Genomic DNA, 24,944 nt, shown 5'->3' on the forward strand with positions numbered 1-24,944 from the left:
AGGCGCATGCGGATCATCCGAGATTATCAATTCGTCGACCTGCCAGATCGCGGTGCCACCGCCGCGATCGGCAATTTCGATGGCGTCCACCTTGGCCACCGGTCGGTGATCGAACTGGCGCAGCAGGCGGCGCCCGATGCGCCCCTCGGCGTCGTTACCTTTGAGCCGCATCCCCGCGAATATTTCGCCCCCGGCGCCCCGCCCTTTCGCCTGATGGGCCGCGAGGCCCGCGCGCATCGGCTGGAAAAGATCGGCGTCAAACGGCTCTATGAACTGGCCTTCAACAGCACGCTTGCGGGCCTCTCGCCCGAGGCTTTTGCCCGCGACGTGCTGCATGAAGGGCTGGGGCTGGCCCATGTGGTCGTCGGCGCTGACTTCTGCTTTGGCAAGGGCCGCGAAGGCACGGCTGAGGATCTGGTTCGCTTCGGCGCGCAATATGGCTTTGGCGTCACCATTGCCCCGCTGATGGCGCGTGATGAGCTGACCGTGTCGTCGACCGCCATCCGCGAGGCACTGACGCGCGGCGCGCCGCGTGAGGCCGCCGCCATGCTGGGCCATTGGCACCGCATTGACGGGCCGGTGATCTCGGGCGAGCAGCGCGGCCGCGAGCTGGGCTTTCCCACCGCGAATATGTCCATCGACGGTCTGCACCCGCCCGCCTTTGGCGTCTATGCCGTGCTGGTCGACGTGCTGGAGGGGCCGCATAAGGGCAGCTATCACGGTGCGGCCAGCATCGGCACCCGCCCGATGTTCGGTGAGAACAAAGCCAATATCGAGACCTATGTCTTTGACTTCAAAGGCGACCTTTATGGCGCGCCACTGTCGGTCGGGCTGGTCGAACATCTGCGCGGCGAAGAGAAGTTTAACAGCCTCGATGCGCTGATCGCCCAGATGGGGCAGGACTGCGACCGCGCCCGGACCATTCTGGCGGCGTTATGAGCGATCCGATCCCCCGCAAGGGCCTGACCCCGAAGTTCTGGGAGAAGAAACCCCTGACGGAGATGTCCCAGACCGAATGGGAAGCGCTCTGCGACGGTTGCGGGAAATGCTGCCTTAACAAGCTGGAAGACGAAGACAGCGGCGAAGTGGCCCTGACTCGCGTCGCCTGCCGCCTGCTCGACGACAGCAGCTGCCGCTGCGTGCATTACGAGAACCGGCATGAATTCGTGCCCGACTGCATCGTGCTGCGCCCCGACAACCTTGATACCCATGCCTATTGGATGCCCCAGACCTGCGCTTATCGCCTGCTCTGGGAGGGCAAGCCCCTGCCCGAGTGGCACCCGCTCAAGACCGGCACGCCGGACAGCGTGCATGACGCCGGGGTCAGCGTGCAATTTGATACCGTGTCCGAATTTGATACCCCGTTCGAAGAATGGGAAGACCATATTATCGAGGAGCCCACCTGATGTTTTTCGCCTCTGACAACGCCGGTCCCGTCCACCCCAAGGTGATGGAGCGCGTGATCGCCGCCAATACCGATTACGCGATGCCCTACGGCAAAGACCCGATCATGGAGGAGGTCCGCGACCAAATCAGGCAGCAGTTCGAGGCGCCAGAGGCCGAGGTCTACCTCGTTGCCACCGGCACCGCGGCCAATGCGCTGGCGCTGGCCTGCTACACCCAGCCGTGGCAGACGATCTTCTGTTCCAAGGTCGCGCATATCGAAGAGGATGAGTGCAACGCGCCCGAGTTCTACGCAGGCGCGGCCAAGCTGACGCTGGTGGAGACCGAAGACAAGATGACCCCCGAGGCCCTGCGCCGCGCCATCGTGGCGCGGGTGGCGGGCGACGTGCACACGCCGCAACGCGGCCCAGTGTCGATCACGCAAGTCACGGAACGCGGCGGGGTGCACAGCCTTGAAGAGCTGCGCGCGCTGACCGCGGTGGCCAAGGAATACGACCTGCCCGTCCATATGGACGGCGCGCGTTTTGCCAATGCGCTGGTGGCACTGGACTGCACCCCGGCTGAGATGACGTGGAAATCGGGCGTCGATGTGGTGAGCTTTGGCGGCACCAAGAACGGCTGCATGGGTGTCGAAGCGGTGGTCTTCTTCGACCCCAAAAAGGCGTGGGAGTTCGAGTTGCGCCGCAAGCGCGGGGCGCATCTCTTCTCCAAACATCGGTATCTCTCGGCCCAGATGGCGGGCTACCTTGCAGATGGCACATGGTTGGAAACGGCCAAGGCGGCCAATGCCAATGCCGCCCATCTTGCCCAAGGGCTGCGCGCGGCGGGGGCGGAATTCCTGCATGAGCCTGCGGCGAACATGATTTTCGCCCGTTTCCCCCGCGCCATCCACCGCAAGCTGCATGAAGCGGGCGCGCGCTATTATCTGTGGGACGGCACGCTGGACGGTGATGATGATGAGATGGTCGCGGCGCGCATGGTCTGCGACTGGTCGATCAGCCGTGAGCAGATCGACCAGTTCCTGAGCCACTTCTAAACGCTCACGCCAGCGGCACGTCGTTCAGGAAATCACGGATCGCTTCGGCGACCTCGGCGGCATGGGTGATGGGCACCATATGCCCTGCCCCCTCGACCGAGACGCGCCGCGCGTCCGGCAAGCGGCGCATCAGCGACGCGTTGATCGCATGGGCCGCCTTGGGAGAGGCGCTGCCTTCGACCAAAAGCGCGGGCATCGACGCACGGTCGAACATGCCCGGCGCGAGTAGTCCTGCGCTGTCCTCGCCCAAGAAGGGCGAAGAGGCGGGGATGAAGCCGATGCGATCGACCATATAGGCGCGGGTCGGCTCGGGGATTTGATCCCATTTCGTGCCATCGCCCCAAACGCGGTTGAACAGCCGCGCGGCGGTTTCCGCGTCGCCGCCGGCCAAAGCCGCCTCAAAGGCCGCGTTCTGTTCGTTGTATTCGGCCATCGCCTCGGGGTCATCCTGTTTGGCGGCGGCGAAATAGACCGGCTCGATCAGCGTGATGCTGCGCACCAGTTCGGGATGTTCAATCGCCAACCGCATCGCCACCGTCGCGCCAAAGGAATGGCCGATCAGGTCCATCGGCGCTTCGAGCAGGCTCAGCGCCATCTCTGTCGCCACGTCGTGGATATTCCCCTGCCCGTCCCAATCGCCCGACCGCCCGTGCATCGGCAGGTCGAAAGCGCGCAGGGTCAGCTCATCCGACAGTGCGACCCCGATGCCCCGCCACGCGCCGGAATGCGCCAGCGAGCAATGGATCGCCAAGGCCGGGCGCGGGCCGTGACCAAAACGGCGCGCGTTAATCTCTGGAATCACAGCTTGCCCCCGAGGTGCTGGTCGAGGTCCTCCAAACGGTCCTGCCCCCAGAACTTCTGATCTCCGACGATATAGAACGGCGCGCCAAAGACACCCTGCGCGACGGCCTCTTCAAGGTTCGCGGCATAGGTTTCGGCCCCTTGCAACAGCCCGCTGTCAGCCAGCGCGGGATCGAACCCCGCGTCACTCAGACAGGCGCGGACCACATCGTCATGGCCGATGTCCTTTTCTTCGGCCCAGACGGCGCGGGTGATGGCATGGGTCAGCTTGCCCAAATCGCCCCCGCCCGCGTTCTGCGCCGCGATCACCGCATAGGCCGCGGGCGCGCCATTCGTCGGCCAATGCGCGGGCTTAAGGTTGAATGGCAAGCCCAGCTTGCGCGCCTGCCGCGGCAGGTCTTGGGCGCGGTATTCATTCCGGCTGGGGTGACGCTCTGCCGGGGGCAGCCCGCCGGTACGCGGGAAAGCGGCCACGATGTCGAAAGGTTTGTAAACGATCTCGACCCCGTGCTTTTCGGCAATCGCCTCAAGCCGATTCCCGGCGAGGTAGCAATAGGGTGACAGCGTTGCGAAAAAATAGTCGATCCGGGCCATTTGGCTCTCCTTCGGGGGCGGTGCAGCTTTGCCCGACCGTAAGCGCATGCTAAGCGGTGTCAACGTCACGAATCTGCAACCTACCGCTGCCCCGGAGCCCCTATGCCACGCACTTCAGAACCTAAACTGATCTCAGGCAATGCCAATATGCCGCTTGCCAAGGCCATCGCGCGGCGCATGTCGCTGCATCGCGGCGTCAATGTCGGCCTTGTCGATGCGCGGGTCGAACGGTTCAACGACGGCGAGATTTTCGTCGAGGTTTATGAGAACGTGCGCGGCGAGGATATGTTCATCATCCAGCCCACGTCGAACCCCGCGAACGACAACCTGATGGAACTGATGATCATGGCCGACGCGCTGCGCCGGTCCTCGGCCGCGCGGGTCACTGCGGTGCTGCCCTATTTCGGCTACGCCCGTCAGGACCGCCGCACCAAGGCGCGTACGCCGATCACCGCCAAGATGGTCGCCAACATGCTGACCGGCAGCGGGATCGAGCGGATCCTGACCATGGACCTGCACGCCGCGCAGATCCAAGGTTTCTTCGACATTCCGGTCGACAACCTCTACGCCTCCCCGATCTTTGCGCTGGATATCAAGGACGCTTTCAAAGACCGTATGGATGAGCTGATGGTCGTCAGCCCCGACGTTGGCGGCGTGGCCCGCGCACGCGAACTGGCCAAGCGGATCAACTCCCCCCTGTCGATCGTCGACAAACGCCGCGAGAAAGCCGGCGAAGTGGCCGAGATGACCGTGATCGGCGATGTGAAGGGCAAGACCTGCCTGATCGTGGACGACATCTGCGACACCGCGGGCACGCTCTGCAAAGCCGCCGAAGTGCTGCTGGAGAACGGCGCCAAGGAAGTGCACTCCTACATCACCCATGGCGTCATGTCCGGCCCGGCGGTCGAACGTGTGGCCAATTCGGTCATGAAATCGCTGGTCATCACCGACAGCATCGCGCCGACCCCCGCGGTCAAGAAAGCGCCGAACATCCGCATCGTGCCCACCGCGCCGATGTTCGCCCAAGCGATCCTAAACATCTGGAACGGCACCTCCGTCTCCTCGCTGTTCGAGGCAGAAACGCTGGGCCCGATCTATGACGGGATGTATGCCGCGAGCTAAGCCGCGTGCTGTGATCTAGGGCCGGCCCCAACGGGCCGCCCGCGCCTTCTAGGCCCCTCCCGCCGAAGCGACGGGCCTAGCCGATGACCCAGTCATCCTCCTCCCCCAGTGATCCGATCGCCGTCCAAGCCAGCCGCGCCCGCGCGACGCGGGTGTCGCCCCATGTGCGGAACACTATGTCAAAGCCCGCCTCGGTCACCGCCTCGGCGCAGATGTCGGCGCGGGTGACGGTGCTGGCATCAATGTCCCAAAGCGACATCGTGACCTGAACATGGGGCGGCTCTCGGAAGGGTTCGGAAAAATTGATCCGGCGGCGGCGTTCACGCTGGCCATGGCCCGTCCACATCGAACCGCCGTCTTCGAACTCTGAAAACAGCATTACATCGCCGTTGTCCACGCCGATGGTATGGCTGCGCAGTCGTTTCATATCCCTAGCCTGCCCGCTTTTTTGATCACTGCACAATGATGCCGCAGCAGGGAGAGGCAGAAAAGCAAAAAGCCCCGCCGAAGCGGGGCTTTTCACGAATTTTCAACGCATTACAGGTTGGGTTGCTTGCTCGACAACCCGATGTGATCACCAACGGCAACCATATCGGAGAGCAGCTTGGCGGCGTCATCCACGGGACCGGGCTCATTCTCCCAGTTGTCCTTGGCGCGGGTGTAGACGGCATGCGCCTCTGCCACCATACTGTCCATCTGCTCCTGCGTCATGTCGGCACGCGCCACGGCACGTTCCGCCAGCACAGACACGCCGCCCTGCCCGCCGATTTCGGCGAAGCCGCCGGTCACGACGTATTCTGTCGTGCCCTCCGGCCCTTCCACGCGCAGAAGGCCCGGACGCAGGGTGGTGATGGTGGGCGCATGATCGGCCATGGCCGTCATGTCACCCTCGGTGCCCGGAATCTGCACGGCCGTCACCTGCATCGATGCCAGCCGCCGTTCCGGCGAAACGAGGTCGAATTGCATTGTGTCTGCCATTGTCAGCGCTCCTTAAGCGGCGTCTGCCGCCATTTTCTCGGCTTTCGCCTTCACTTCGTCGATGCCGCCAACCATGTAGAAGGCACCTTCGGGCAGGTGGTCATACTCACCGGCAACCACGGCCTTAAAGGACGCGATTGTTTCTTCCAGCGGCACCTGAACGCCGTCGGAACCGGTGAAGACCTTCGCCACGTCGAACGGCTGGCTGAGGAAACGCTCGATCTTACGGGCGCGGGCCACGGTCAGCTTGTCCTCTTCGCTCAACTCATCCATGCCGAGAATGGCGATGATGTCCTGAAGCGACTTGTAGCGCTGCAGCACCTGCTGGACGTCCGTCGCCACCTTGTAGTGCTCGTCGCCAATGATCAGCGGGTCAAGCAGACGCGAGGTGGAGCCGAGCGGGTCAACCGCCGGGTAGATGCCCTTTTCCGAGATCGAACGGTCAAGAACCGTTGTCGCGTCGAGGTGCGCAAAGGAGGTCGCCGGCGCGGGGTCGGTAAGGTCGTCCGCGGGAACGTAGACGGCCTGAACCGAGGTGATCGAGCCGTTCTTGGTCGAAGCAATACGCTCCTGCATGACGCCCATGTCGGTCGCCAGTGTCGGCTGGTAGCCCACAGCGGAAGGAATGCGGCCCAGAAGGGCGGACACTTCGGAACCGGCCTGCGTGAAGCGGAAGATGTTGTCGACGAAGAACAGAACGTCGGAACCGGATTCGTCGCGGAACTGCTCGGCCAGTGTCAGGCCGGTCAGGGCGATCCGCATACGCGCACCCGGAGGCTCGTTCATCTGGCCGTAGACCAGCGCAATTTTCGAGTCCACGAGGTTGTCGGGAACGATAACGCCGGATTCGATCATCTCGTGGTAGAGGTCGTTGCCCTCACGGGTCCGCTCACCAACGCCCGCGAACACGGAGAGACCCGAGTGCACTTTGGCGATGTTGTTGATCAGTTCCATGATGAGAACGGTCTTGCCCACGCCGGCACCGCCGAAGAGGCCAATTTTACCACCCTTGGTGTAGGGGGCCAGCAGGTCGATGACCTTGATGCCGGTGACGAGGATTTCGGTCTCGGTCGACTGGGCCGCGAACTCGGGCGCTTCGCCGTGAATGGCGCGGGAGTTGTCCGCGTTGACCGGGCCCTGCTCGTCCACGGCTTCGCCGGTGACGTTCATGATGCGGCCCAGGGTCGCGTTGCCGACGGGCACGCGGATCTGGTCGCCAGTGTCGGTCACGTCTTGACCGCGGACCAAACCTTCGGTTGCGTCCATCGCAATGGCACGCACGGTGTTTTCGCCAAGGTGCTGCGCCACTTCGAGAACCAGCGTCTTGCCTTGGTTCTCGGTGTGGAGCGCGTTGAGAATCTCGGGCAGGTCGCCCTCGAATTGAACGTCAACGACAGCGCCGATGACCTGTGTAATTTTACCGACAGCTTTTGCCATGTCGTGTCTCCGATTTGCTTACAGCGCTTCCGCGCCGGAAATGATTTCGATCAGCTCGTTGGTGATGACAGCCTGACGCGAGCGGTTGTACTCGATGGTCAGCTTGTCGATCATCTCACCCGCGTTGCGTGTGGCGTTGTCCATCGCCGACATCCGGGCACCCTGTTCGGATGCACCGTTCTCCAGCAGGGCCGAGAAGATCGCCGTGGCGACCCCGCGCGGCAGAAGGTCGGCCAAGACCGCCTCTTCGCTGGGTTCATAGTCGAACAATGTGGACGCTGCGCTGTCGTCGCCTTCTTCGCCGTCGAATTTGGCGGGGATGATCTGCTGCGCCGTCGGCGTCTGCATGACCACGTTCACGAACTTCGCATAGAAGATCGTCGCCACGTCAAATTCGCCCGCGTCAAAGCGGTTCAGCACGTCCTGCGCGATGTTTTGCGCATCACCATAGCCGATCTTTTTGACTTCGCTGAGGTCAACATGGCCCACCAGATGATCGCCCAGATCGCGGCGCAGCGCGTCGCGGCCCTTCTTACCAACGGTGAGGATTTTCACCTCTTTGCCCTGAGCCAGCAGATCGCGCGCATGGGCCTTGGCCTTCTTCGCGATGTTGCTGTTGAAGCCGCCGCACAGCCCGCGTTCGGCGGTCATGACCACCAGCAGATGCACCTTGTCTTCACCCGTGCCGCTAAGCAGCTTGGGCGCGCTGTCGGAACCGCCGACGCTGGCCGCGAGCCCTGCCATCACGGCGTTGAACCGCTCAGAATAGGGACGCGAAGCCTCGGCAGCCTCCTGCGCGCGGCGAAGTTTCGCCGCGGCAACCATTTGCATGGCCTTGGTGATCTTGCGGGTCGATTTGACCGACGAGATCCTGTTCTTCAGGTCCTTGAGATTTGGCATTGCCTTATCTCCCGTTTAAGCGAAGTCGGCGGCGAAACCGTCGATGGCGGCTTTGATCTTCTCTTCCAACTCGCCTTTGACCTTGCGGTCGTTGTTGGTGATGTCCTTGAGAAGGTCGTCATGCTTGCTGCGCAGATGCGCCAGCAGGCCCGCTTCGAAACGGCCGACGTCCGAGATGTCCACCTTGTCGAGATAGCCGTGGGTACCGGCGTAGATCACGCAGACGATTTCCGAGTTGGTCAGCGGCGCGTACTGCGGCTGCTTCATCAGTTCGGTCAGACGCGCACCACGGTTCAGCAGCTGCTGGGTCGCGGCGTCGAGGTCGGAACCGAACTGGGCGAAGGCCGCCATTTCGCGGTACTGGGCCAGCGACAGTTTCACCGGACCGGCCACCGAGGACATCGCCTTGGTCTGAGCCGAAGAGCCAACACGCGAAACCGACAGACCGGTGTTCACGGCGGGACGGATGCCTTGGTAGAACAGTTCGGTCTCAAGGAAGATCTGACCGTCGGTGATCGAGATCACGTTGGTCGGAATAAACGCGGACACGTCGCCACCCTGGGTCTCAATGATCGGCAGCGCGGTCAGCGAGCCGTTGCCAGCTTCGTCACCCAGTTTCGCGGAGCGCTCGAGCAGGCGGGAGTGGAGGTAGAAAACGTCGCCCGGGTAGGCTTCGCGGCCCGGCGGGCGGCGCAGCAGCAGGGACATCTGACGGTAGGACACGGCCTGCTTGGAAAGGTCATCGTAGATGATCAGCGCGTGGCGGCCATTGTCGCGGAAATGCTCGGCCATCGCGGTGGCGGCATAGGGCGCGAGGAACTGCATCGGCGCGGGCTCGGACGCGGTCGCGGCCACGACGATGGAGTAGTCGATCGCGCCGGTCTCTTCGAGCTTTTTCACCAGCTGCGCCACGGTCGAGCGCTTCTGGCCGATCGCGACGTAGACGCAGTACATCTTCTTGCTCTCGTCGTCGCCAGCGGCTTCGTTGACCTGAGCTTGGTTCAGCATCGCGTCGAGCGCGACGGCGGTCTTGCCGGTCTGACGGTCGCCAATGATCAGCTCACGCTGGCCACGGCCAATCGGGATCATCGCGTCAACGGACTTGAGGCCAGTGGCCATCGGCTCGTGCACGGATTTACGCGGAATGATGCCCGGTGCCTTCACGTCGGCGATGCCGCGCTTGGTGGCGCCGATGGGGCCTTTGCCGTCGATGGGGTTGCCCAGACCGTCAACAACGCGGCCCAGCAGTTCGTCACCGATTGGCACGTCCACGATGGAGTTGGTGCGCTTGACGGTGTCGCCTTCGGTAATGTCGCGGTCGGAGCCGAAGATAACGACACCCACGTTGTCGGCTTCGAGGTTCAGGGCCATGCCCTGAATGCCGCCGGGGAATTCGACCATTTCACCGGCCTGAACGTTGTCCAGACCATAGACGCGGGCGATACCGTCACCGACGGAGAGAACGCGACCCACTTCGGCCACTTCGGTTTCCTGACCGAAATCCTTGATCTGGTCCTTCAGGATCGCAGAAATCTCTGCTGCTTGGATACCCATTTATCCGACCTCTTTCATTACATTCTGGAGGGAATTGAGCTTGGAGCGGATCGAGGTGTCGATCATCTTCGAGCCCACTTTGACGACAAGACCGCCGATGAGGCTTTCATCAACGGTCGCATGAAGTGATACTTTTTTGCCGGTGGAAGCGGTCAGCGATTTCGCCAGCTTGTCCGACTGTGCCTTCGTCAGTGCCTTGGCCGTTGTGACCTCGGCAGTGATTTCGCCTTTGGCTTCGGCAATGGTCTCGCGCAGCGCTTTGACCAGCGCGGGCAGCGCGAACAGGCGGCGCTTTTGCGCCATCAGTTGCAGCGTGTTCGCCATGGCCTTGGTCAGGCCCATCTTCTCGGCCAGCACCTTGATCGCCTGTTCCTGCTCTTCGCGGGTATAGAGCGGCGAAGTGGTCAGGCGGCGAAAATCGTCGCTGTCGTTCAATGCCGCTTCAAGCGCGGTAAGATCGCCCTCGATGGCATCGACCTGATTGGCCTCGCGGGCCAGATCGTACACGGCTGTCGCATAACGTTCCGCGATACCGGTGGAAATGGAAGCAGGTTCGGACACGTCCATCCTCTCGTTCAATAAGCGCCGGATATGCGAAGATGTCGCGTCACCAGCAGTTGGCGCGGCTTGAAGTTACCCAAGACGTCTAAATCAGGGGCGATGTAGCAGACAGGTTCACGCCCGGCAACACAGTATAGCCAGGTAATGTCTCGGCGTGCTGCAATATTGCAAGGGCTGCGGCCTATCGCGGCTCTTTGCCGCAGAAAAATGCCACCCAACTCACCGCTGGAGCAGGCCCACGAATCCAGCCCCCTCGCGCACTGCATGCGCTAAGTCTACAAGGCGCTGAGGCGTTTAGACCGGTTTGGCCTGCGGCTCTGCCATCCCCTCCAACACCCCGATGGCGCGCCTTGCGGTGCTGCGTTGCGGACGGCCCCGTGGCGGGTAAACCAGTTTCGTGGCCTCCACCAAGATCGCGCCGCCGCCCATCATCGTCGGCATCTGACGCCCGATTTTTTCGAACAAAGGCGCCGATTTCATCCAGATTCGCTGCTGCGACGGGAACTGATAAAGCGCGCCGAGGTGCCGTTCGGGCAAGAACTGATGCTTGCGCAACTGCGTCTCTAGCTGCCCCGGCGAATAGGGCCGCCCATAGCCGAAAGGCGTGCGGTCGCGCCGCGCCCACATGCCCGCGCGGCTTGGCACGATAAACAGCGCCTTGCCCCCCGGCCCCAGCACGCGCCAGCATTCGTCAAGCAGTTCACTGGGCCGCTCAGAAGTTTCGAGCCCATGCATCAGAACCAGCTTATCCACCGCCCCCGTCTCGACCGGCCAAAGCGTCTCTTCCGTCAGGACCGAGGTGTTGGGCATCCCCGCAGGCCAAGGCATCACCCCCTGCGGGCCGGGCATCAAGACCATCACCCGCCGCGCATCCGCCAGATAAGGGCGCAGCAGGGGCGCGGCAAAGCCAAAGCCGACAACGGTCTGGCCCTTCGCCTCGGGCCAAAGCTCCAACAACCGCCCGCGCAGGGATTTCTGCGCCGCACGTCCCAACGCGCTGCGATAATAGAAATTGCGCAGATCCTGTACATCAAGATGCATTGCAGCCCGCCTTGGTGAGTGTCACTCTTACCGGACCATAACAACACAGCGAGGTAAGACGCCATGGCCTTTGATCTGGTCACGATTCCCTGTCTGTCGGACAACTACGCCTTTTTGCTGCGTGACCATGACAGCGGCGCGGTGGCGCTGGTCGATGTACCCGAAGCCGCGCCGATCATGGCAGAGCTTGACCGCCGCGGCTGGACGCTGAGCCAAGTCTGGCTGACCCACCACCACCCCGACCACGTTCAAGGTCTGGCCGAACTGCTCACCCGCTTCCCCGCCGAGGTGATCGGCGCCAAGGATGATGCCCACCGCCTGCCCACGCTCGACCGCGCGGTGGCCGAGGGTGACAGCATCAAGCTGGGCGCGCTTGAGGCCCAAGTGCTCGATGTGTCGGGCCATACCGTGGGCCATATCGCCTTTCATGTGCCCCAAGCCGAGGCGGCCTTTACCGCCGACAGCCTGATGGCGCTTGGCTGCGGCCGCCTCTTCGAAGGAACGCCTGCGCAGATGTGGGAAAGCCTGCAAAAGCTGACCGCCCTGCCCCGTGACACGACGATCTGCTCGGGCCACGAATACACCGCCGCCAACGCAAAATTCGCCCTGACCGTTGATCCGGACAATCCCGCCCTTATATCAAGGGCCAAGGACATCGACAGCGCCCGCGCCAAAGGGCAGCCGACCGTCCCCTCGTCGCTTTCACTGGAACTAGAAACCAATCCCTTCCTGCGCCCCGCCAACCCGGCCATCCGCGCGACCTTGGGGATGCCAGACGCCACCGACACGGAAGTGTTCACCGAAATCCGCAGGCGAAAAGATCAGTTCTGAGCGCCTGCAATCATGGCTCAAAGTCCTCGCTCACGGCAAATGTGACCGATTCGGACCAGAATCTTCTTGAAGATGGGCGATGATCAACCAAACTCTAATACTATGAGGCCATGGTCGGACCGGGGCCTGAGACATCTCAGCACCTCACCGACCCCGATCGAAAAGGAGCACGCCCGTGCCTTCATTCTCGACTACACTTGAGCAGGCAATCCACGCGGCCCTCGCGCTGGCCAATGCCCGCCGCCACGAATTCGCAACGCTTGAACATCTGTTGCTGGCCTTGCTCGATGAACCCGATGCCGTGCAGGTCATGAAAGCCTGTTCCGTCGATGTCTCTGACCTGCGCGATACGCTGGTGGAATTCGTCGACGATGATCTCAGCAATCTGATCACCGACATCGACGGTTCCGAAGCGGTGCCGACGGCGGCTTTCCAGCGCGTGATCCAACGCGCCGCAATCCATGTGCAATCCTCGGGCCGGACCGAGGTGACGGGCGCCAACGTGCTGGTCGCCATCTTTGCCGAGCGTGAGAGCAACGCCGCCTATTTCCTGCAAGAACAGGACATGACCCGCTATGACGCGGTGAACTTCATCGCCCATGGTGTCGCCAAAGACCCGGCATATGGTGAATCCCGCCCCGTCACAGGCGCGCCCGAGACCGAGGAAGAGGCCCAAGGCGTCACCGATGGCGACAAGAAGGAATCCGCGCTGGCGAAATACTGCGTGGACCTCAACGCCAAATCCCGCGAGGGCGACATCGACCCGCTGATCGGCCGCGAGGGCGAGGTTGAGCGCTGCATTCAAGTGCTCTGCCGCCGTCGTAAGAACAACCCGCTTCTGGTGGGGGATCCAGGTGTCGGCAAAACCGCCATCGCCGAAGGGCTGGCGCGCAAGATCGTCGCCGGTGAAACGCCTGAGGTGCTGGCCAATACCACGATCTACTCGCTCGACATGGGCGCGCTCTTGGCGGGCACCCGCTACCGCGGTGACTTCGAAGAGCGGCTCAAGGCCGTGGTGACCGAGCTTGAGGATCACAAGGACGCCGTGCTTTTCATCGACGAGATCCACACCGTGATCGGCGCCGGTGCCACTTCGGGCGGCGCGATGGATGCCTCCAACCTGCTGAAGCCCGCGCTTCAAGGCGGCAAGCTGCGCACCATGGGCTCCACCACCTATAAGGAGTTCCGCCAGCACTTCGAGAAGGACCGCGCGCTGAGCCGCCGGTTCCAGAAGATCGACGTGAGCGAGCCTTCGGTCGAAGACGCCACCAAGATTCTCAAGGGGCTGAAACCCTATTTCGAGGAGCATCACAGCGTCAAATACACCTCCGACGCGATCAAGACCTCCGTGGAACTGGCGCATCGCTATATTAACGACCGCAAGCTGCCCGATAGCGCGATTGACGTGATCGACGAAGCCGGTGCCGCCCAGCACCTCGTCGCCGCCTCCAAGCGCCGCAAGACCATCGGCACCAAGGAGGTCGAGGCCGTGGTGGCCAAGATCGCCCGCATCCCGCCGAAGAATGTCTCCAAGGACGATGTGGTGGTGCTGAAGGATCTGGAAAGCTCGCTCAAGCGGGTGGTGTTTGGTCAGGACGACGCCATCGTGGCGCTGTCTTCGGCGATCAAACTGTCCCGTGCGGGCCTGCGTGAGCCGGACAAGCCCATCGGCAACTACCTCTTCGCTGGTCCCACTGGCGTGGGTAAAACCGAGGTCGCCAAGCAATTGGCCGACACCCTCGGCGTGGAACTGCTGCGTTTCGACATGTCGGAATATATGGAGAAACACGCAGTTAGCCGTCTGATTGGCGCGCCTCCGGGCTATGTCGGCTTTGACCAAGGCGGCATGCTCACCGATGGCGTGGACCAGCATCCGCATTGCGTGCTGCTGCTCGACGAGATGGAGAAGGCGCACCCGGACGTCTACAACATTCTGTTGCAGGTGATGGACCACGGCAAGCTGACCGATCACAATGGCCGCACGGTGGATTTCCGTAATGTGGTGCTGATCATGACCTCCAACGCGGGCGCCTCCGAACAGGCCAAAGCGGCTGTGGGCTTTGGCCGCGACCGCCGCGAGGGCGAGGATACCGCCGCGATCGAGCGGACCTTCACGCCGGAGTTCCGCAACCGTCTGGACGCCGTGATCTCCTTCGCGCCTCTGCCGAAGTCGGTGATCCTGCGGGTGGTCGAGAAGTTCGTGCTGCAACTCGAAGCGCAGCTGATGGACCGCAACGTGACCATCGAGCTTTCCAAGAAGGCCGCCGAATGGCTTGCCGACAAGGGCTACGACGACAAAATGGGCGCGCGTCCCTTGGGCCGCGTGATCCAAGAGCACATCAAGAAGCCGCTGGCCGAGGAACTGCTCTTTGGCAAGCTGGCCAAGGGCGGTGTCGTCAAGGTCGGCGTCAAGGATGATGAGCTGACGCTCAAGGTCTTGGGCAGCGAAAGCAAGCGTCTTTCCGGTGATCGCCCCCCGCTGCTCACCGCGGAATGATCTATCGGGCCGCACTGGCCCTGATCCTCTCCTCCGCCAGCCCTGCGCTGGCGGAGGATTTGCAATTGGCCTTTCCGCTGGATTGCACCCTTGGGCAGGACTGCCACATCCAACAATATATGGACCGCGACCCGAGCGGCGGCGCAGAGGACTACCGCTGTTCCGGCCTGACCTATGATGGCCACAAGGGCACGGATTTCGCCCTGCCCGACCGCGCGGCGATGGCCGCGGGCGTGACCGTGCGCGCGGCGGCGGCGGGGGTGGTCAAAGGACTGCGGGACGGGATGCCAGATGGCGCGCCGCTTTCGGAGGTCCGAGGGCGCGAATGCGGCAACGGCGTGGTGATCGACCTCGGCCAGGGATGGGAGACGCAATACTGCCACCTGAAACACGGCTCGCTCCGCGTTCAAGAAGGGCAAGAGGTGGCGGTTGGCGACGCTCTCGGACTGGTCGGCCAGTCCGGCAAAGCGGCCTTTCCGCATCTGCACCTGTCACTGCGCCATCACGGCCAGCCCGTCGATCCATTCGCCCCCGAAGGCCATAGTTGTGACGTCGAACCACGCAAAACCCTCTGGCAAGACACCCCGCCCTACCACCCCGGCGGGCTGATTGCGCTTGGCTTTGCCGACCGCGTGCCCAGCTATGATGAGATCAAGGCGGGCGAAGCCAATCGCGACACCCTGCCAAAGGATGCGCCTGCCTTGGTCGTCTACGGCTACAGCTATGGCACGCGAAAGGATGACGTGCTGCGCCTCAGCCTCGCGGGGCCAAAAGGCACGGTCATCGAAAGGGATGTGGTGATGGAGAAGCCGCAGGCGCAAGCCTTTCGCGCCATCGGCAAACGCGCGGCTTCTGCGCCATGGGCCGCCGGGCGCTATACGGGCAGGGTCACCCTGCTGCGCGAGGGCCGTGTGATCGACGAAAAGACCGGCGTTCTGACCCTGCGATAGGCCGGGGCTGCCCGCCTACTTCTCGGTAAACTTCAACTCGATCCGCCTGTTCTGCGCCCGCGCGGCTTCGGTATTGCCCTCGGCTACGGGCTGATACTGGCCAAAGCCATTTGCGGCCAAACGATCCGGCGCAATGCCAAGGAAATTGACCATATATTTGACCACCGACAGCGCCCGCGCTTGGCTGAGTTCCCAGTTGTCCGCAAACTCCCCAAAGCCGGAAAGCGGTACATTGTCGGTGTGACCATCGACGCGGATCACCCAATCGATCTCGGGGGGGATGTCGTCCACCACGCTGCGCAGAATGCCCGCCACCTTGGCGATCTCACCCTGCCCGTCTTGGCTCAGCACCGCACTGCCCGGCGCGAAAAGCACCTCGGAAGAGAAGACAAAACGGTCGCCTTCAATCCGCACACCCTCCTGATTGCCCAGCAGATCACGCAACCGGCCAAAGAATTCTGAGCGGTACTGGGCGAGGTTCTTGCTCTCTTCCTCAAGCCGCTTGCGCTCTGCCGCCTCCAATTCGGCGCGGCGGCGTTCCTCTGCCGCGACCCGCGCCAGCGCGGTGTTCAACTCGGAGCCAAGCGATTGCAATTCCACCGATTTCGCCGCATCCCGCGCCACGGCGTCATCGAGCAGCGCCTGTAGGTTCCCCAATTGCGCGCGCAGTTCCGCGACCTGTTGGTTCAGCAACTCGGTCTGCCGCTGCGCCGCGGCGCTCACGGCTTTTTCCTCGGCCAGCGTTTCTTCGGCCTGCGCCAAAAGGGCAGCGCGGCGTTCGGCGGCGGTGGTCTTATCCTCGGCCAAAGTCTCCGCCGCGAGTTTTGCCGCCAGCGCCTGCGCCAGACGTTCGCGCAGATCCGACTGTGTGCCGCTCAGCGCTTCGCCCTCTTCCTCAAGGCTCTGCACACGGACCAGCGCCTCGGCCAGACGGGCGTTCAAGGTCTGCTCCGCCGCCTCGGCCTGCGCCAACCGCGCGCGCAGGTCCTCTTCGGTGCCTTCCGCGGCTTCCAACTCTTCGGCGAGCGCGGCGCGTTCGGCTTCCAAACCCGCGCCGCTATCTTCCAGCCGCTCCATTCGCAGCAGCGCTGCGGCAAGCTCACTGTCGAGATCGCTGCGCGCCGCGCGGGCAGCGGCCAAAAGAGTCAGCGTCTCTTCGGCCTTCTTGCGCTGCGCCTCAAGCGAAAGGGTCATGGCCGTCAGTTCCGCATCCGCATCCTCCAGCCGGTCGCGCAGGGCCTGCGCCGCTGCGGCTTCGGCCAGACGGGCGGCTTCCTCGGCGCTGAGCGCCTCTTCGGCCTCCGCCACCTCGGCATTGAGGGCGGCGACTTCGGCCTCGGCTTCGGCGTTTTGCGCCCGCAGATCGGCCACCAGCGCATCCAACGCCTCGCGTTTCGCGGCGGCAAGCCGGGCCGTTTCCGCCTGCGCGTCGATCTTCTCCCGCGCAGTGCTAAGCGCGAGGTTCAGCGCCTCTTGCTCATCCAACAGTGCGGCTTCGCGGTCTTCCAAGTCACCGATGCGCGCCTGATCTTCGGCCTGCGACGCCAAGAGCGCGGCCACCCGCGCCTCAAACCCGGTGATCTCGGCCTCCGCCGCCTGCAAGGCAGCCGCTTGCGCGTCGCGTTCGGAGGTCAGCCCAGCGATCACCGCCTCTTGTCGCGACACCTCATCGCGCGCGTCGTTTAGTGAGGCATTCAGCGCGCCAAGCCGAGCCTCCAACCGCGCGGTGGTGCGCTCTTCGACGCCAAGCGCTTGGGCAAGGGCCGCGACCTCTCCGGCCAATTCGTTAAGCTCGCTTTCCTGCCCGCTGATCCGCTCTGTCAGGACGAATTGCACCACCATGAAGATGGTCAGCACGAACATCAGAACCAGCAAGAGCCCGGTCATCGCATCGACGAACCCCGGCCAGATGGAGCCCTGAAACCGTGCGCCTGTCCGCCGGGAAAGTGCCATTACTGGTCCCCGCCACCGGGGATATCGCTGGCCCGCAGACGGCGGGCCTCAGGGGCGCGTTGCCCGGAGAGCGCCTTGGCCAGCAAGGAGATATCCTTGCGCAATTCGGCCATGGTTTCCTGCCGCCCGGCAGAAATCTCTTCCAAGATACGCAGCATCTGCACGTCGATGGAGCGCAAGCGCATCCGGCTTTCTGCGTCGATCCCTTCGCCCGCGACTTGACCTTCGAGCGTGGCGATCAATCGGTCTTGCCCATCGGCCACCCGCTCCAGCGCGCTGTTGGTGGTGGTGTCATGCTCCATCCGCGTGGTCATCCGGTCCACGGCATCGGCAAGCTTGCCCAGCTTGTCGTCGACCATGGCGCGGCTAACGTCGGACTGGGTGAACATCTGCTGCATCTCGGCCATCTGTTCGACCATTTGGTCCATCACGCTGGCCATGATATTTTGGTCGCCCACATCGTCGCCCGAGGTCAGCCCGACCCGCGTGATGGAACTTAGCCAATCTTCCAGCTCTTGATAGAAGCGGTTCTGCCCGTGGCCCGCGAAAAGCTCCAACAGCCCCACGACGAGTGAGCCTGCAAGCCCCAGAAGCGAGGAGCCAAAGGCCACGCCCATGCCGCCCAACTGCGCCTCAAGCCCGGTCATCAGACGGCCAAAGACATCGACGCCCGCCTCCCCCTCACCGGGGGCGAGGGAGCGGATCGTGTCGACCACCGCCGGAACGGTTGTGGCCAGCCCGTAGAATGTCCCCAGAAGGCCGAGGAAAATCAACATGTTGACGATATAGCGCGTGATCTCGCGCACTTCGTCGATGCGCGAGGCGACGGAATCGAGGATCGACCGGGTGGAGGTCGTGCTGACCTGCATCCGCGCGCCGCGTTGGCGCAGAAGCGACGCCAAAGGCGCCAGCAATTGCGGCGGTTTGGCATCGGGTTCGGCATTGCCAGCGGCGAAATCCTCGATCCAGCGGACCGAGCCGATAAGCTGCATCACCTGATAGAAACAGGCCAGCACACCGACGATGAAGACAAAGATGATGACCCCATTCAGCCATGGGTTCGCGGCAAAGATCGGCAGCACCCGTGGCAACGCCAGAAAGACCCCGGCCCCCGTGAGGCCAAGCGCGATCAGCATCAGAGAAATCTGACGCACCGGCTGTGAAAACTGCGGTTTTGCCTTGCGGTCTGGCTGTGCCATGCGGCCTTTCCTGACCCTTTGTTCTGCTCTTGCCGCAGCTTACACTGAAACGGCAAAGAGTTGCCAAGTTTTTATGAGGTCAAAGCCTTCACCCGATCATGCAACCACTCCAACGCGGGGTCATGCAAGCCCACTTCGGACAGATGCACGGCGGTGTTGATTAAATACTCGGTATTTGGTCCGCGTCCGCCTACGGCGCGGGCAATGATCTGCGCCTGTTCTTCCAAGGGCAGGCCGCCGCAATATTGCTCATGCGCCGCGTCGATCACATAGGTGACTGCCTCCACATCGCGGCCATCGGTCAGATGTACGGTGAGGTTTTTCTCGACATAGGCCGAAGAGATCAGTTCACGCTCGCGCAGGTACTCCAGCGTCTGCGCCTCCCGCCCCGCAGTCACCCGCATCGCCATGCCTTCGCAGGCCGAGCGGACGGATTCGTCCAGCGCCAGCACCAGCCCCGGCTGTTCGACCGTGCCCCGGTGATGGATCGAGCGCATGCAGAACGATCGGGCATAACCCGGCAGCGTGGCGATCACGCTTTCCGCTACCTCGAAACCGGGGTTCCACAAGAGGCTGCCATAGCCAAATACCCACATTGTCATCCTGCTGGTCCTTTCTGCTGGCCTTCGGTAAACCGCATCTGAAGCACGATTTGAAGGGCTATCGAAATGCGGAAATTGGTTTGGCTGCTGATTGTGCTCGCCGCACTTTGGGGCGCGTGGTGGGCTGCCGCCACGACGCAGATGCAAAGCACCCTGACCCGCCTGCTCGACACCCGCCGCGCGGCGGGATGGGAGGTGACGCTCAAAGACATCGACAAAGCAGGCTTCCCCCTGTCCTTGCAAAACCGGCTGAGCGGGTTTGCCGTGGCAGACCCGGCCCGCGGTCTGGCATTCGAGGCCCCGCAGCTTGATCTCTCCGCCCCGGTCTGGTGGCCCGGTGATCTCTCCGCCCGCGCGCCCGTTGCGGCGGCCGACCTGCCCGCAGGCGCATTGCCCCTAACGCTGAAGATGCGCGACCTGCGCGCCGATCTGGAACTGCATCCCGGCACCTCGCTTCAACTGGAGGCGATGGAGCTTCGCAGCACGCATCTTGAGGTCGACGGCCCCGACGGGCTGCTGCTGAAGGCCGAAGAGCCGCGAATGCGGATCGCGCAATCGGGCAGTGCGGCGCGGGATTATGACATCGCGCTGCTGCCCGGCGGCATCACCCCCGGCCCCTTGCTGCGCAAGGTTTTGGGCGATGGCGCGGGCCAACCCGGCGGCCAGCCAATCCTGTCGGCAATGATGGCCGTGACCTTTGCCCGCCCGCTGGACCGGCACAGCGCGATGGCAGGCACCCTGCCGCAGATCGACGCGCTGACGGTTGAGAATGTGGATGCCGCTTGGGGCGAGGTGGCTTTGGGCGCCGAGGGGGCGCTCACCTTTGACGCCGCGGGCATTCCCGATGGGGTGCTGAGCCTGCGGGTCACCAATTGGACCAAACTGCTGGACGCAGGCGAACGTGCGGGCTTTCTGCCGCCGTCGATGCGCGGGCAGGTCGACACCATGCTGCGGCTGTTGGAAGCGCGGGGCGGCACGCCGGGCGGATTGGACCTCGACCTGATCTTTACGGATGGTCAGATGATGCTGGCGGGGATCCCGCTTGGCCCCGCGCCGCGGTTAGTCCAGCCCTGACCGCGCTTAGCGGCAGTAGCTGCCACTGCGATAGCGCGCCGTGTCGAAGTGAAAGTGGTCTTGGTGAAAGCGGTCCGCCTCTGGCCCCAGCACCGTGCCAAACGGCCCGCAGGCGCCCCGGTGCATCCGTCGCAAGGCCGCGCTGCTGTGCCGCGCACGCCAGCCCTTCAGCAGGCTGATCGTGCTGCCGTCCGCCAGCTCAAACCCGGAAATGTCGATCGCGCGGCCCTTGCCATGTTCGGAGATCTTACCGCCCTTGCGGTTGTTCCGCGTCCGGCAGGCGTAATGCGCGGCGACCTTGAGCTCCTTCAGCCCGCCGCCCTGCCCCGCCAAAGCAGGCACCGCCGATTGGCGCACCCATGTGTTCAGCGCCTTGGCCGTGGTGCAATCCATCACCGCCTCGGTGCTGAGCCGGATGCCCGAGACCGAGCGTATCTTGACTGCATTCTCAACCCCGCAACCGCTGATCCGGCCCGGCACCCGGCCCACCCGCTTGCCCTGTATCGCCAGATCGCCGCAGACTGCGCCCTTGGCCAACATCCGCTGCCGCGCACGGGCGGCCTGTTCAACCTTGGCGCTGCGCAGGGAGGGACGGAGCGATGCTTTCATCCCCTGCCCGCCCTCGGCGGCGGCACGGGCGGCGGGGTCACGTTCGGGCGGGGCGATCGCGCCGCCGGGGGCGACGCTGACCGGCAAGCTATCCCCCTGCTGACGCGCCACGGGGCGCTCAGAACTGTCCGGCCCGTCAGCCAGAGCAATTTGCCCCAGCATGATCAGCGGCAGGACAGCCCAGCCCTTCATGACTTGGGCGCGCCCCGGCCAAAGTCGGGCGCGTCGGTATCCTGCCCCGCCTCAATAATGCCGCGCCGGATCGCCCGGGTGCGGGTGAAATAGGCGTGCAGATGATCGCCATCGCCGGTCCGAATGGCGCGTTGCAGGGCGAAAAGCTCCTCGGTGAAACGGCCAAGGATTTCCAGCGTCGCGTCCTTGTTGGTCAGAAAGACATCGCGCCACATCGTGGGATCACTGGCCGCGATCCGGGTGAAGTCGCGGAAACCGGCGGCGGAATACTTGATCACCTCGCTGTCGGTCACCCGGCGCAGGTCGTCGGCCACGCCCACCATCGTATAAGCGATGAGGTGCGGCGCGTGGGAGGTGACGGCCAGCACCAGATCGTGATGCTCGGCGTCCATTTCCTCAACATTGGCGCCCGCGCCTTCCCAGAGCGCGCGCAGCCGGGCGATGGCGTCCCTGTCGGTGCCTTCCACCGGGACCAGCAGGCACCAGCGGTTGTCGAAGAGCTCGGCAAAGCCGCTGCGCGGGCCGGAATGCTCGGTCCCCGCCAGCGGGTGCGCGGGGATGAAATGCACACCGTCGGGCAGATGCGGCCCCACCTGCGCGATGACGTCGGCCTTGACCGAGCCTACGTCCGTCACCGTGGCACCGGGTGCGAGATGCGGCGCGATTTCTGCGGCCACGGCGCCCATGACACCCACCGGCACGCAGAGCACCACCAGATCGGCGTCCGCGACGGCCTCAGCAGCGCTGTCGCAGACCCGGTCGCAGAGGCCGATCTCGCGCGCCGTGGCGCGGGTCTCGTCGCTGCGGGCATAGCCGGTGACTTCGCCCGCCAGACCGCCGCGCTTCATCGCCCAGAAAAGTGAGGAGGCAATCAGCCCCAACCCAATCAGTGCAACCCTGTCGTAGACCTGCGCCATCAGCTGCCTCCCTTGAACTGTCGCACCGCATGCACGACCCGGCGGCAGGCGCTTTCGTCGCCGACGGTGATCCGCAGGCAGTTGGGCAGGTTGTAGCCCGCCACCCGGCGCACGATCAGCCCTTGTGTCTTAAGGTAATCGTCGCAGGCCTCGGCCTCGGCCTGATTGGCGAAACGGGCCAGCACGAAATTGGCGAGCGAGACGTCCGAGGGCACGCCGATCTCGGCCAGCGCATCGGCGAGCCACGTGCGCCAGCGGGCGTTCTCGGCGCGGCAATGGTCGGTATAGGCGCGGTCGCGCATCGCCGCCTCGGCGGCGTTGAGCGCGGCCTGCGACAGGTTGAACGGGCCTCGTACCCGGTTCAGCACGTCGATCACATGGCCCGGCCCATAACCCCAGCCAATGCGCAGCCCGCCCAGCCCATAGAGCTTAGAGAAGGTGCGCGTCATCACCACGTTGTCGCGCCGGTCGACCAGTGCGGCACCGCCGTCGTAACCCTCGACATATTCAGCATAGGCCCCGTCGAGCACCAGAAGCGCCTGCGGCGGCAGCGCCTCGGCCAGACGCTCCAGCTCGGCCAGACCGATCATCGTGCCGGTGGGATTGTTTGGATTGGCGATGAACACGAGCCGCGTCGCCTCGGTGCAGGCGGCGAGGATGGCATCGACATCGGTCACCCGCTCACGCTCGGGGACTTCAACGGGCGTCGCACCTGCGGCCAGCGCCGAGATGCGGTACATGGCAAAGCCGTGCTCGGTATGCACCACCTCGGTCCCCGGGCCGGCATAGGCCTGGCAAAGGAAGGCGATGATCTCATCCGAACCGGCGCCGCAGATGATCCGCTCGGCATCGAGGTCCAGCACCTCAGCAATCGCGGCGCGCAGGGCGCTATGGTCGGAGGGTGGGTAGCGATGCAAGTCATAGGCCGCGCGGCGATAGGCTTCGACGGCGGCGGGGCTGGGGCCCAGCGGGTTCTCATTCGAGCTGAGCTTGACCACATTCTCAAGGCCCGCGACATGCGCCGCACCCCCTTGATAAAGGTCGATCTCCATAATGCCCGGTTGCGGTGCGATCTGTGTCATCTCGCTCTCATCCTCACGCTACTGCCGCCCTTCTATCGGGGGTGTCGCGGTGATGCCAGAATCATTCTGCATCCGCGGCGCCAGCGGACAGGCTGTTGCCCTGCTGCCCGCCGCCCTGCGCAAAACGAAAAGGCCGCGCGGTTTGCACCACGCGGCCTTTGGTATTCGACAGGCGAAGAAGCTTAGTTCTTCGCGTAGAATTCCACGACGAGGTTCGGCTCCATCACAACCGGGTACGGCACGTCGCCGAGGCTCGGTGTGCGCACGAAAGTCGCGGTCATTTTGGAGTGGTCGCACTCAAGGTAGTCCGGCACGTCACGCTCGGGCAGTTGCACGGCTTCGAGAACCGAGGTCAGCTGCTTGGAACGGTCACGCACTTCGATAACGTCACCCTCTTTCACGCGGTAGGAGGGGATGTTGACCTTGCGGCCGTTCACTTTGACGTGGCCGTGGTTCACGAACTGGCGTGCGGCGAAAACGGTCGGCACGAATTTGGCGCGGTAAACAACGGCGTCCAGACGGCGCTCCAGCAGGCCGATCAGGTTTTCACCGGTGTCGCCTTTGACACGCTCGGCTTCGCCGAAGATGCGACGGAACTGCTTCTCGGTCAGGTCGCCGTAGTAGCCTTTGAGCTTCTGCTTGGCGCGCAGCTGAATGCCGAAGTCCGACATTTTGCCTTTGCGGCGCTGGCCGTGCTGGCCGGGGCCGTATTCACGACGGTTCACCGGGGACTTCGGACGGCCCCAGATGTTTTCGCCCATACGGCGGTCTAGTTTGTGCTTGGCAGCTGTGCGTTTTGTCACGGCTGATCTCCTTTATAAGGCCCCGAGGGGCGGTAAAGGGCGTTGTCCTTTGGCCGAAGCCCGACAGGCTTCCCCTTGCGGGGTCCACCAACACCAATGAAGGGGCGCTTATACGGGGCCATGACAGGGAGTCAACGGGGGATTTTCGGCGAACTTGATACGCCTCGCCCCTACCGTGCCATCGCAGCGCAGGGTGCGTGGCGGTGACAGGTCAGGATATGATCATTCACCAGCCCGCAGGCCTCCATCCAGGCATAGGTGATCGTCGGCCCGCAGAACTTGAAACCGGCTTTCTTCAGGTCTTTGCTCACCTGCTCGGACAAGGCGGTCTTCGGCGGCACCTCGGCCTGTGTGGCAAAGCGGTTTTGCAGCGGTTTGCCATCGACATAGCGCCACATGAAGGCGTCGAACCCCTCGCGCGCCTCCACCTCCTGCCATGCGCGCGCGTTGGTGATGGCGGCTTTGATCTTGCCCCGGTGGCGGATGATGCCCGGATCACCCAGCAGGCGCAGCACGTCCGCCTCGCCCCATTCGGCGATCTGATGCGGGTCGAACCCGGCAAAGGCCGCACGGAAATTATCGCGTTTTTTAAGGATCGTGATCCAGCTTAGCCCCGCCTGAAACCCGTCAAGGATCAGCTTCTCCCAAAGCGCGCGGCTGTCGTATTCGGGCACGCCCCATTCGGTGTCATGGTAGGCTTGGTAAATCGGGTCATCCCCGGCCCAGTCACAGCGCTTCATCTTCGGCCCCCCTCTGCGCGATCCACCGCGGAAATCGCCGCCGATTAAGACCGTATTATCACCTTTG

25 protein-coding genes are annotated in these 24,944 nt (G+C 63.6%); 8 read left to right on the forward strand and 17 right to left on the reverse strand.

Annotated elements, in window-relative coordinates; genetic code table 11:
- Window positions 1-6: 6 nt before the first annotated feature.
- From J7392_RS14710 to J7392_RS14720, 3 genes are read left to right on the forward strand one after another with little or no spacing between them, the layout of a single operon-like run.
- Window positions 7-939 (forward strand): bifunctional riboflavin kinase/FAD synthetase, encoded by a 933-nt coding sequence (locus J7392_RS14710; protein ID WP_209218269.1) that lies wholly within the window; start codon window positions 7-9, stop codon window positions 937-939.
- On the forward strand, window positions 936-1,406 hold the full coding sequence (locus tag J7392_RS14715) for a YcgN family cysteine cluster protein (RefSeq protein WP_067262747.1): 471 nt from the start codon (window positions 936-938) through the stop codon (window positions 1,404-1,406). The genes J7392_RS14710 and J7392_RS14715 overlap by 4 nt, the downstream gene beginning before the upstream one ends.
- Window positions 1,406-2,440 carry a beta-eliminating lyase-related protein gene (locus J7392_RS14720; protein ID WP_209218270.1) on the forward strand — a complete coding sequence of 345 codons (1,035 nt, stop codon included), beginning with the start codon at window positions 1,406-1,408 and terminating at the stop codon, window positions 2,438-2,440. The genes J7392_RS14715 and J7392_RS14720 overlap by 1 nt, the downstream gene beginning before the upstream one ends.
- Before the next feature lie 4 nt (window positions 2,441-2,444).
- Here J7392_RS14720 and J7392_RS14725 read toward each other — a convergent pair whose 3' ends face one another.
- On the reverse strand, window positions 2,445-3,242 hold the full coding sequence (locus tag J7392_RS14725) for an alpha/beta hydrolase (RefSeq protein ID WP_209218271.1): 798 nt from the start codon (window positions 3,240-3,242) through the stop codon (window positions 2,445-2,447).
- The gene (locus J7392_RS14730; protein WP_209218272.1) at window positions 3,239-3,835 is read right to left on the reverse strand and encodes a 2-hydroxychromene-2-carboxylate isomerase; all 597 of its coding nucleotides are present in this window, start codon (window positions 3,833-3,835) and stop codon (window positions 3,239-3,241) included. The genes J7392_RS14725 and J7392_RS14730 overlap by 4 nt, the downstream gene beginning before the upstream one ends.
- A 102-nt stretch (window positions 3,836-3,937) precedes the next feature.
- Between J7392_RS14730 and J7392_RS14735 the strand changes: the two genes are divergently transcribed.
- Window positions 3,938-4,957, forward strand: a complete 1,020-nt coding sequence (locus J7392_RS14735) for a ribose-phosphate pyrophosphokinase (protein WP_067262737.1) — start codon at window positions 3,938-3,940, stop codon at window positions 4,955-4,957.
- A 76-nt stretch (window positions 4,958-5,033) separates the two neighbouring features.
- Here J7392_RS14735 and J7392_RS14740 read toward each other — a convergent pair whose 3' ends face one another.
- From J7392_RS14740 to J7392_RS14770, 7 genes are all read right to left on the reverse strand, one after another.
- On the reverse strand, window positions 5,034-5,384 hold the full coding sequence (locus J7392_RS14740) for an H-type lectin domain-containing protein (protein WP_209218273.1): 351 nt from the start codon (window positions 5,382-5,384) through the stop codon (window positions 5,034-5,036).
- 110 nt (window positions 5,385-5,494) lie between these two features.
- Window positions 5,495-5,935 (reverse strand): F0F1 ATP synthase subunit epsilon, encoded by a 441-nt coding sequence (locus tag J7392_RS14745; RefSeq protein ID WP_067262733.1) that lies wholly within the window; start codon window positions 5,933-5,935, stop codon window positions 5,495-5,497.
- A gap of 12 nt (window positions 5,936-5,947) precedes the next feature.
- On the reverse strand, window positions 5,948-7,372 hold the full coding sequence (gene atpD, locus J7392_RS14750) for a F0F1 ATP synthase subunit beta (protein WP_209218274.1): 1,425 nt from the start codon (window positions 7,370-7,372) through the stop codon (window positions 5,948-5,950).
- An 18-nt stretch (window positions 7,373-7,390) separates the two neighbouring features.
- On the reverse strand, window positions 7,391-8,272 hold the full coding sequence (locus tag J7392_RS14755; protein WP_136720392.1) for a F0F1 ATP synthase subunit gamma: 882 nt from the start codon (window positions 8,270-8,272) through the stop codon (window positions 7,391-7,393).
- A gap of 15 nt (window positions 8,273-8,287) precedes the next feature.
- Complete coding sequence (gene atpA / locus J7392_RS14760; RefSeq protein ID WP_209218275.1) at window positions 8,288-9,826, reverse strand: F0F1 ATP synthase subunit alpha; 1,539 nt, start codon at window positions 9,824-9,826, stop codon at window positions 8,288-8,290.
- Window positions 9,827-10,387: a F0F1 ATP synthase subunit delta gene (locus J7392_RS14765; protein ID WP_209218276.1), complete on the reverse strand. Its 561-nt coding sequence runs from the start codon at window positions 10,385-10,387 to the stop codon at window positions 9,827-9,829.
- Window positions 10,388-10,681: 294 nt separating this feature from the next.
- Window positions 10,682-11,428, reverse strand: a complete 747-nt coding sequence (locus J7392_RS14770; protein WP_067262215.1) for a class I SAM-dependent methyltransferase — start codon at window positions 11,426-11,428, stop codon at window positions 10,682-10,684.
- 63 nt (window positions 11,429-11,491) lie between these two features.
- Between J7392_RS14770 and gloB the strand changes: the two genes are divergently transcribed.
- From gloB to J7392_RS14785, 3 genes are all read left to right on the forward strand, one after another.
- Complete coding sequence (gene gloB / locus J7392_RS14775) at window positions 11,492-12,259, forward strand: hydroxyacylglutathione hydrolase (protein ID WP_209218277.1); 768 nt, start codon at window positions 11,492-11,494, stop codon at window positions 12,257-12,259.
- 175 nt (window positions 12,260-12,434) lie between these two features.
- Window positions 12,435-14,756, forward strand: coding sequence for an ATP-dependent Clp protease ATP-binding subunit ClpA (gene clpA, locus J7392_RS14780; protein ID WP_067262217.1), 2,322 nt, complete (start codon window positions 12,435-12,437; stop codon window positions 14,754-14,756).
- On the forward strand, window positions 14,753-15,706 hold the full coding sequence (locus J7392_RS14785) for a M23 family metallopeptidase (protein ID WP_209218278.1): 954 nt from the start codon (window positions 14,753-14,755) through the stop codon (window positions 15,704-15,706). Before clpA ends, J7392_RS14785 begins: the two co-directional genes overlap by 4 nt.
- A gap of 15 nt (window positions 15,707-15,721) precedes the next feature.
- Here the strand turns inward: J7392_RS14785 and J7392_RS14790 are convergent, their stop codons facing one another.
- The 3 genes from J7392_RS14790 to J7392_RS14800 form a co-directional block, all read right to left on the reverse strand.
- Window positions 15,722-17,659: a peptidoglycan -binding protein gene (locus J7392_RS14790; RefSeq protein ID WP_209218279.1), complete on the reverse strand. Its 1,938-nt coding sequence runs from the start codon at window positions 17,657-17,659 to the stop codon at window positions 15,722-15,724.
- Entirely contained in the window at window positions 17,659-18,858 is a 1,200-nt protein-coding gene (locus tag J7392_RS14795) for a biopolymer transporter ExbB (protein WP_209218280.1), read from the reverse strand. The genes J7392_RS14790 and J7392_RS14795 overlap by 1 nt, the downstream gene beginning before the upstream one ends.
- A 71-nt stretch (window positions 18,859-18,929) precedes the next feature.
- Window positions 18,930-19,460: a gamma-glutamylcyclotransferase gene (locus J7392_RS14800; protein ID WP_209218281.1), complete on the reverse strand. Its 531-nt coding sequence runs from the start codon at window positions 19,458-19,460 to the stop codon at window positions 18,930-18,932.
- Between the two features lie 66 nt (window positions 19,461-19,526).
- On the opposite strand from J7392_RS14800, the gene J7392_RS14805 reads away from it, so the two are divergent.
- Window positions 19,527-20,534 carry a DUF2125 domain-containing protein gene (locus tag J7392_RS14805; RefSeq protein WP_209218282.1) on the forward strand — a complete coding sequence of 336 codons (1,008 nt, stop codon included), beginning with the start codon at window positions 19,527-19,529 and terminating at the stop codon, window positions 20,532-20,534.
- Between the two features lie 6 nt (window positions 20,535-20,540).
- Here the strand turns inward: J7392_RS14805 and J7392_RS14810 are convergent, their stop codons facing one another.
- The 5 genes from J7392_RS14810 to J7392_RS14830 all read right to left on the reverse strand — a co-directional run bounded on the left by J7392_RS14810 (window position 20,541) and on the right by J7392_RS14830 (window position 24,877).
- Window positions 20,541-21,335 (reverse strand): extensin family protein, encoded by a 795-nt coding sequence (locus J7392_RS14810; RefSeq protein ID WP_209218283.1) that lies wholly within the window; start codon window positions 21,333-21,335, stop codon window positions 20,541-20,543.
- Window positions 21,332-22,252, reverse strand: a complete 921-nt coding sequence (locus J7392_RS14815; RefSeq protein ID WP_209218284.1) for a prephenate/arogenate dehydrogenase family protein — start codon at window positions 22,250-22,252, stop codon at window positions 21,332-21,334. Before J7392_RS14815 ends, J7392_RS14810 begins: the two co-directional genes overlap by 4 nt.
- Window positions 22,252-23,334, reverse strand: coding sequence for a histidinol-phosphate transaminase (gene hisC / locus J7392_RS14820; RefSeq protein ID WP_209218285.1), 1,083 nt, complete (start codon window positions 23,332-23,334; stop codon window positions 22,252-22,254). The genes J7392_RS14815 and hisC overlap by 1 nt, the downstream gene beginning before the upstream one ends.
- Window positions 23,335-23,516: 182 nt before the next feature.
- A complete protein-coding gene (gene rpsD / locus J7392_RS14825) occupies window positions 23,517-24,137 on the reverse strand; it encodes a 30S ribosomal protein S4 (protein ID WP_067262232.1) in 621 nt (206 codons plus the stop codon).
- Window positions 24,138-24,307: 170 nt separating this feature from the next.
- Window positions 24,308-24,877 (reverse strand): DNA-3-methyladenine glycosylase I, encoded by a 570-nt coding sequence (locus tag J7392_RS14830; RefSeq protein WP_209218286.1) that lies wholly within the window; start codon window positions 24,875-24,877, stop codon window positions 24,308-24,310.
- Window positions 24,878-24,944: the final 67 nt, after the last annotated feature.

It is taken from the genome of Sulfitobacter sp. R18_1, assembly GCF_017743915.1.
Taxonomy (GTDB): Bacteria; Pseudomonadota; Alphaproteobacteria; order Rhodobacterales; family Rhodobacteraceae; genus Sulfitobacter; species Sulfitobacter faviae.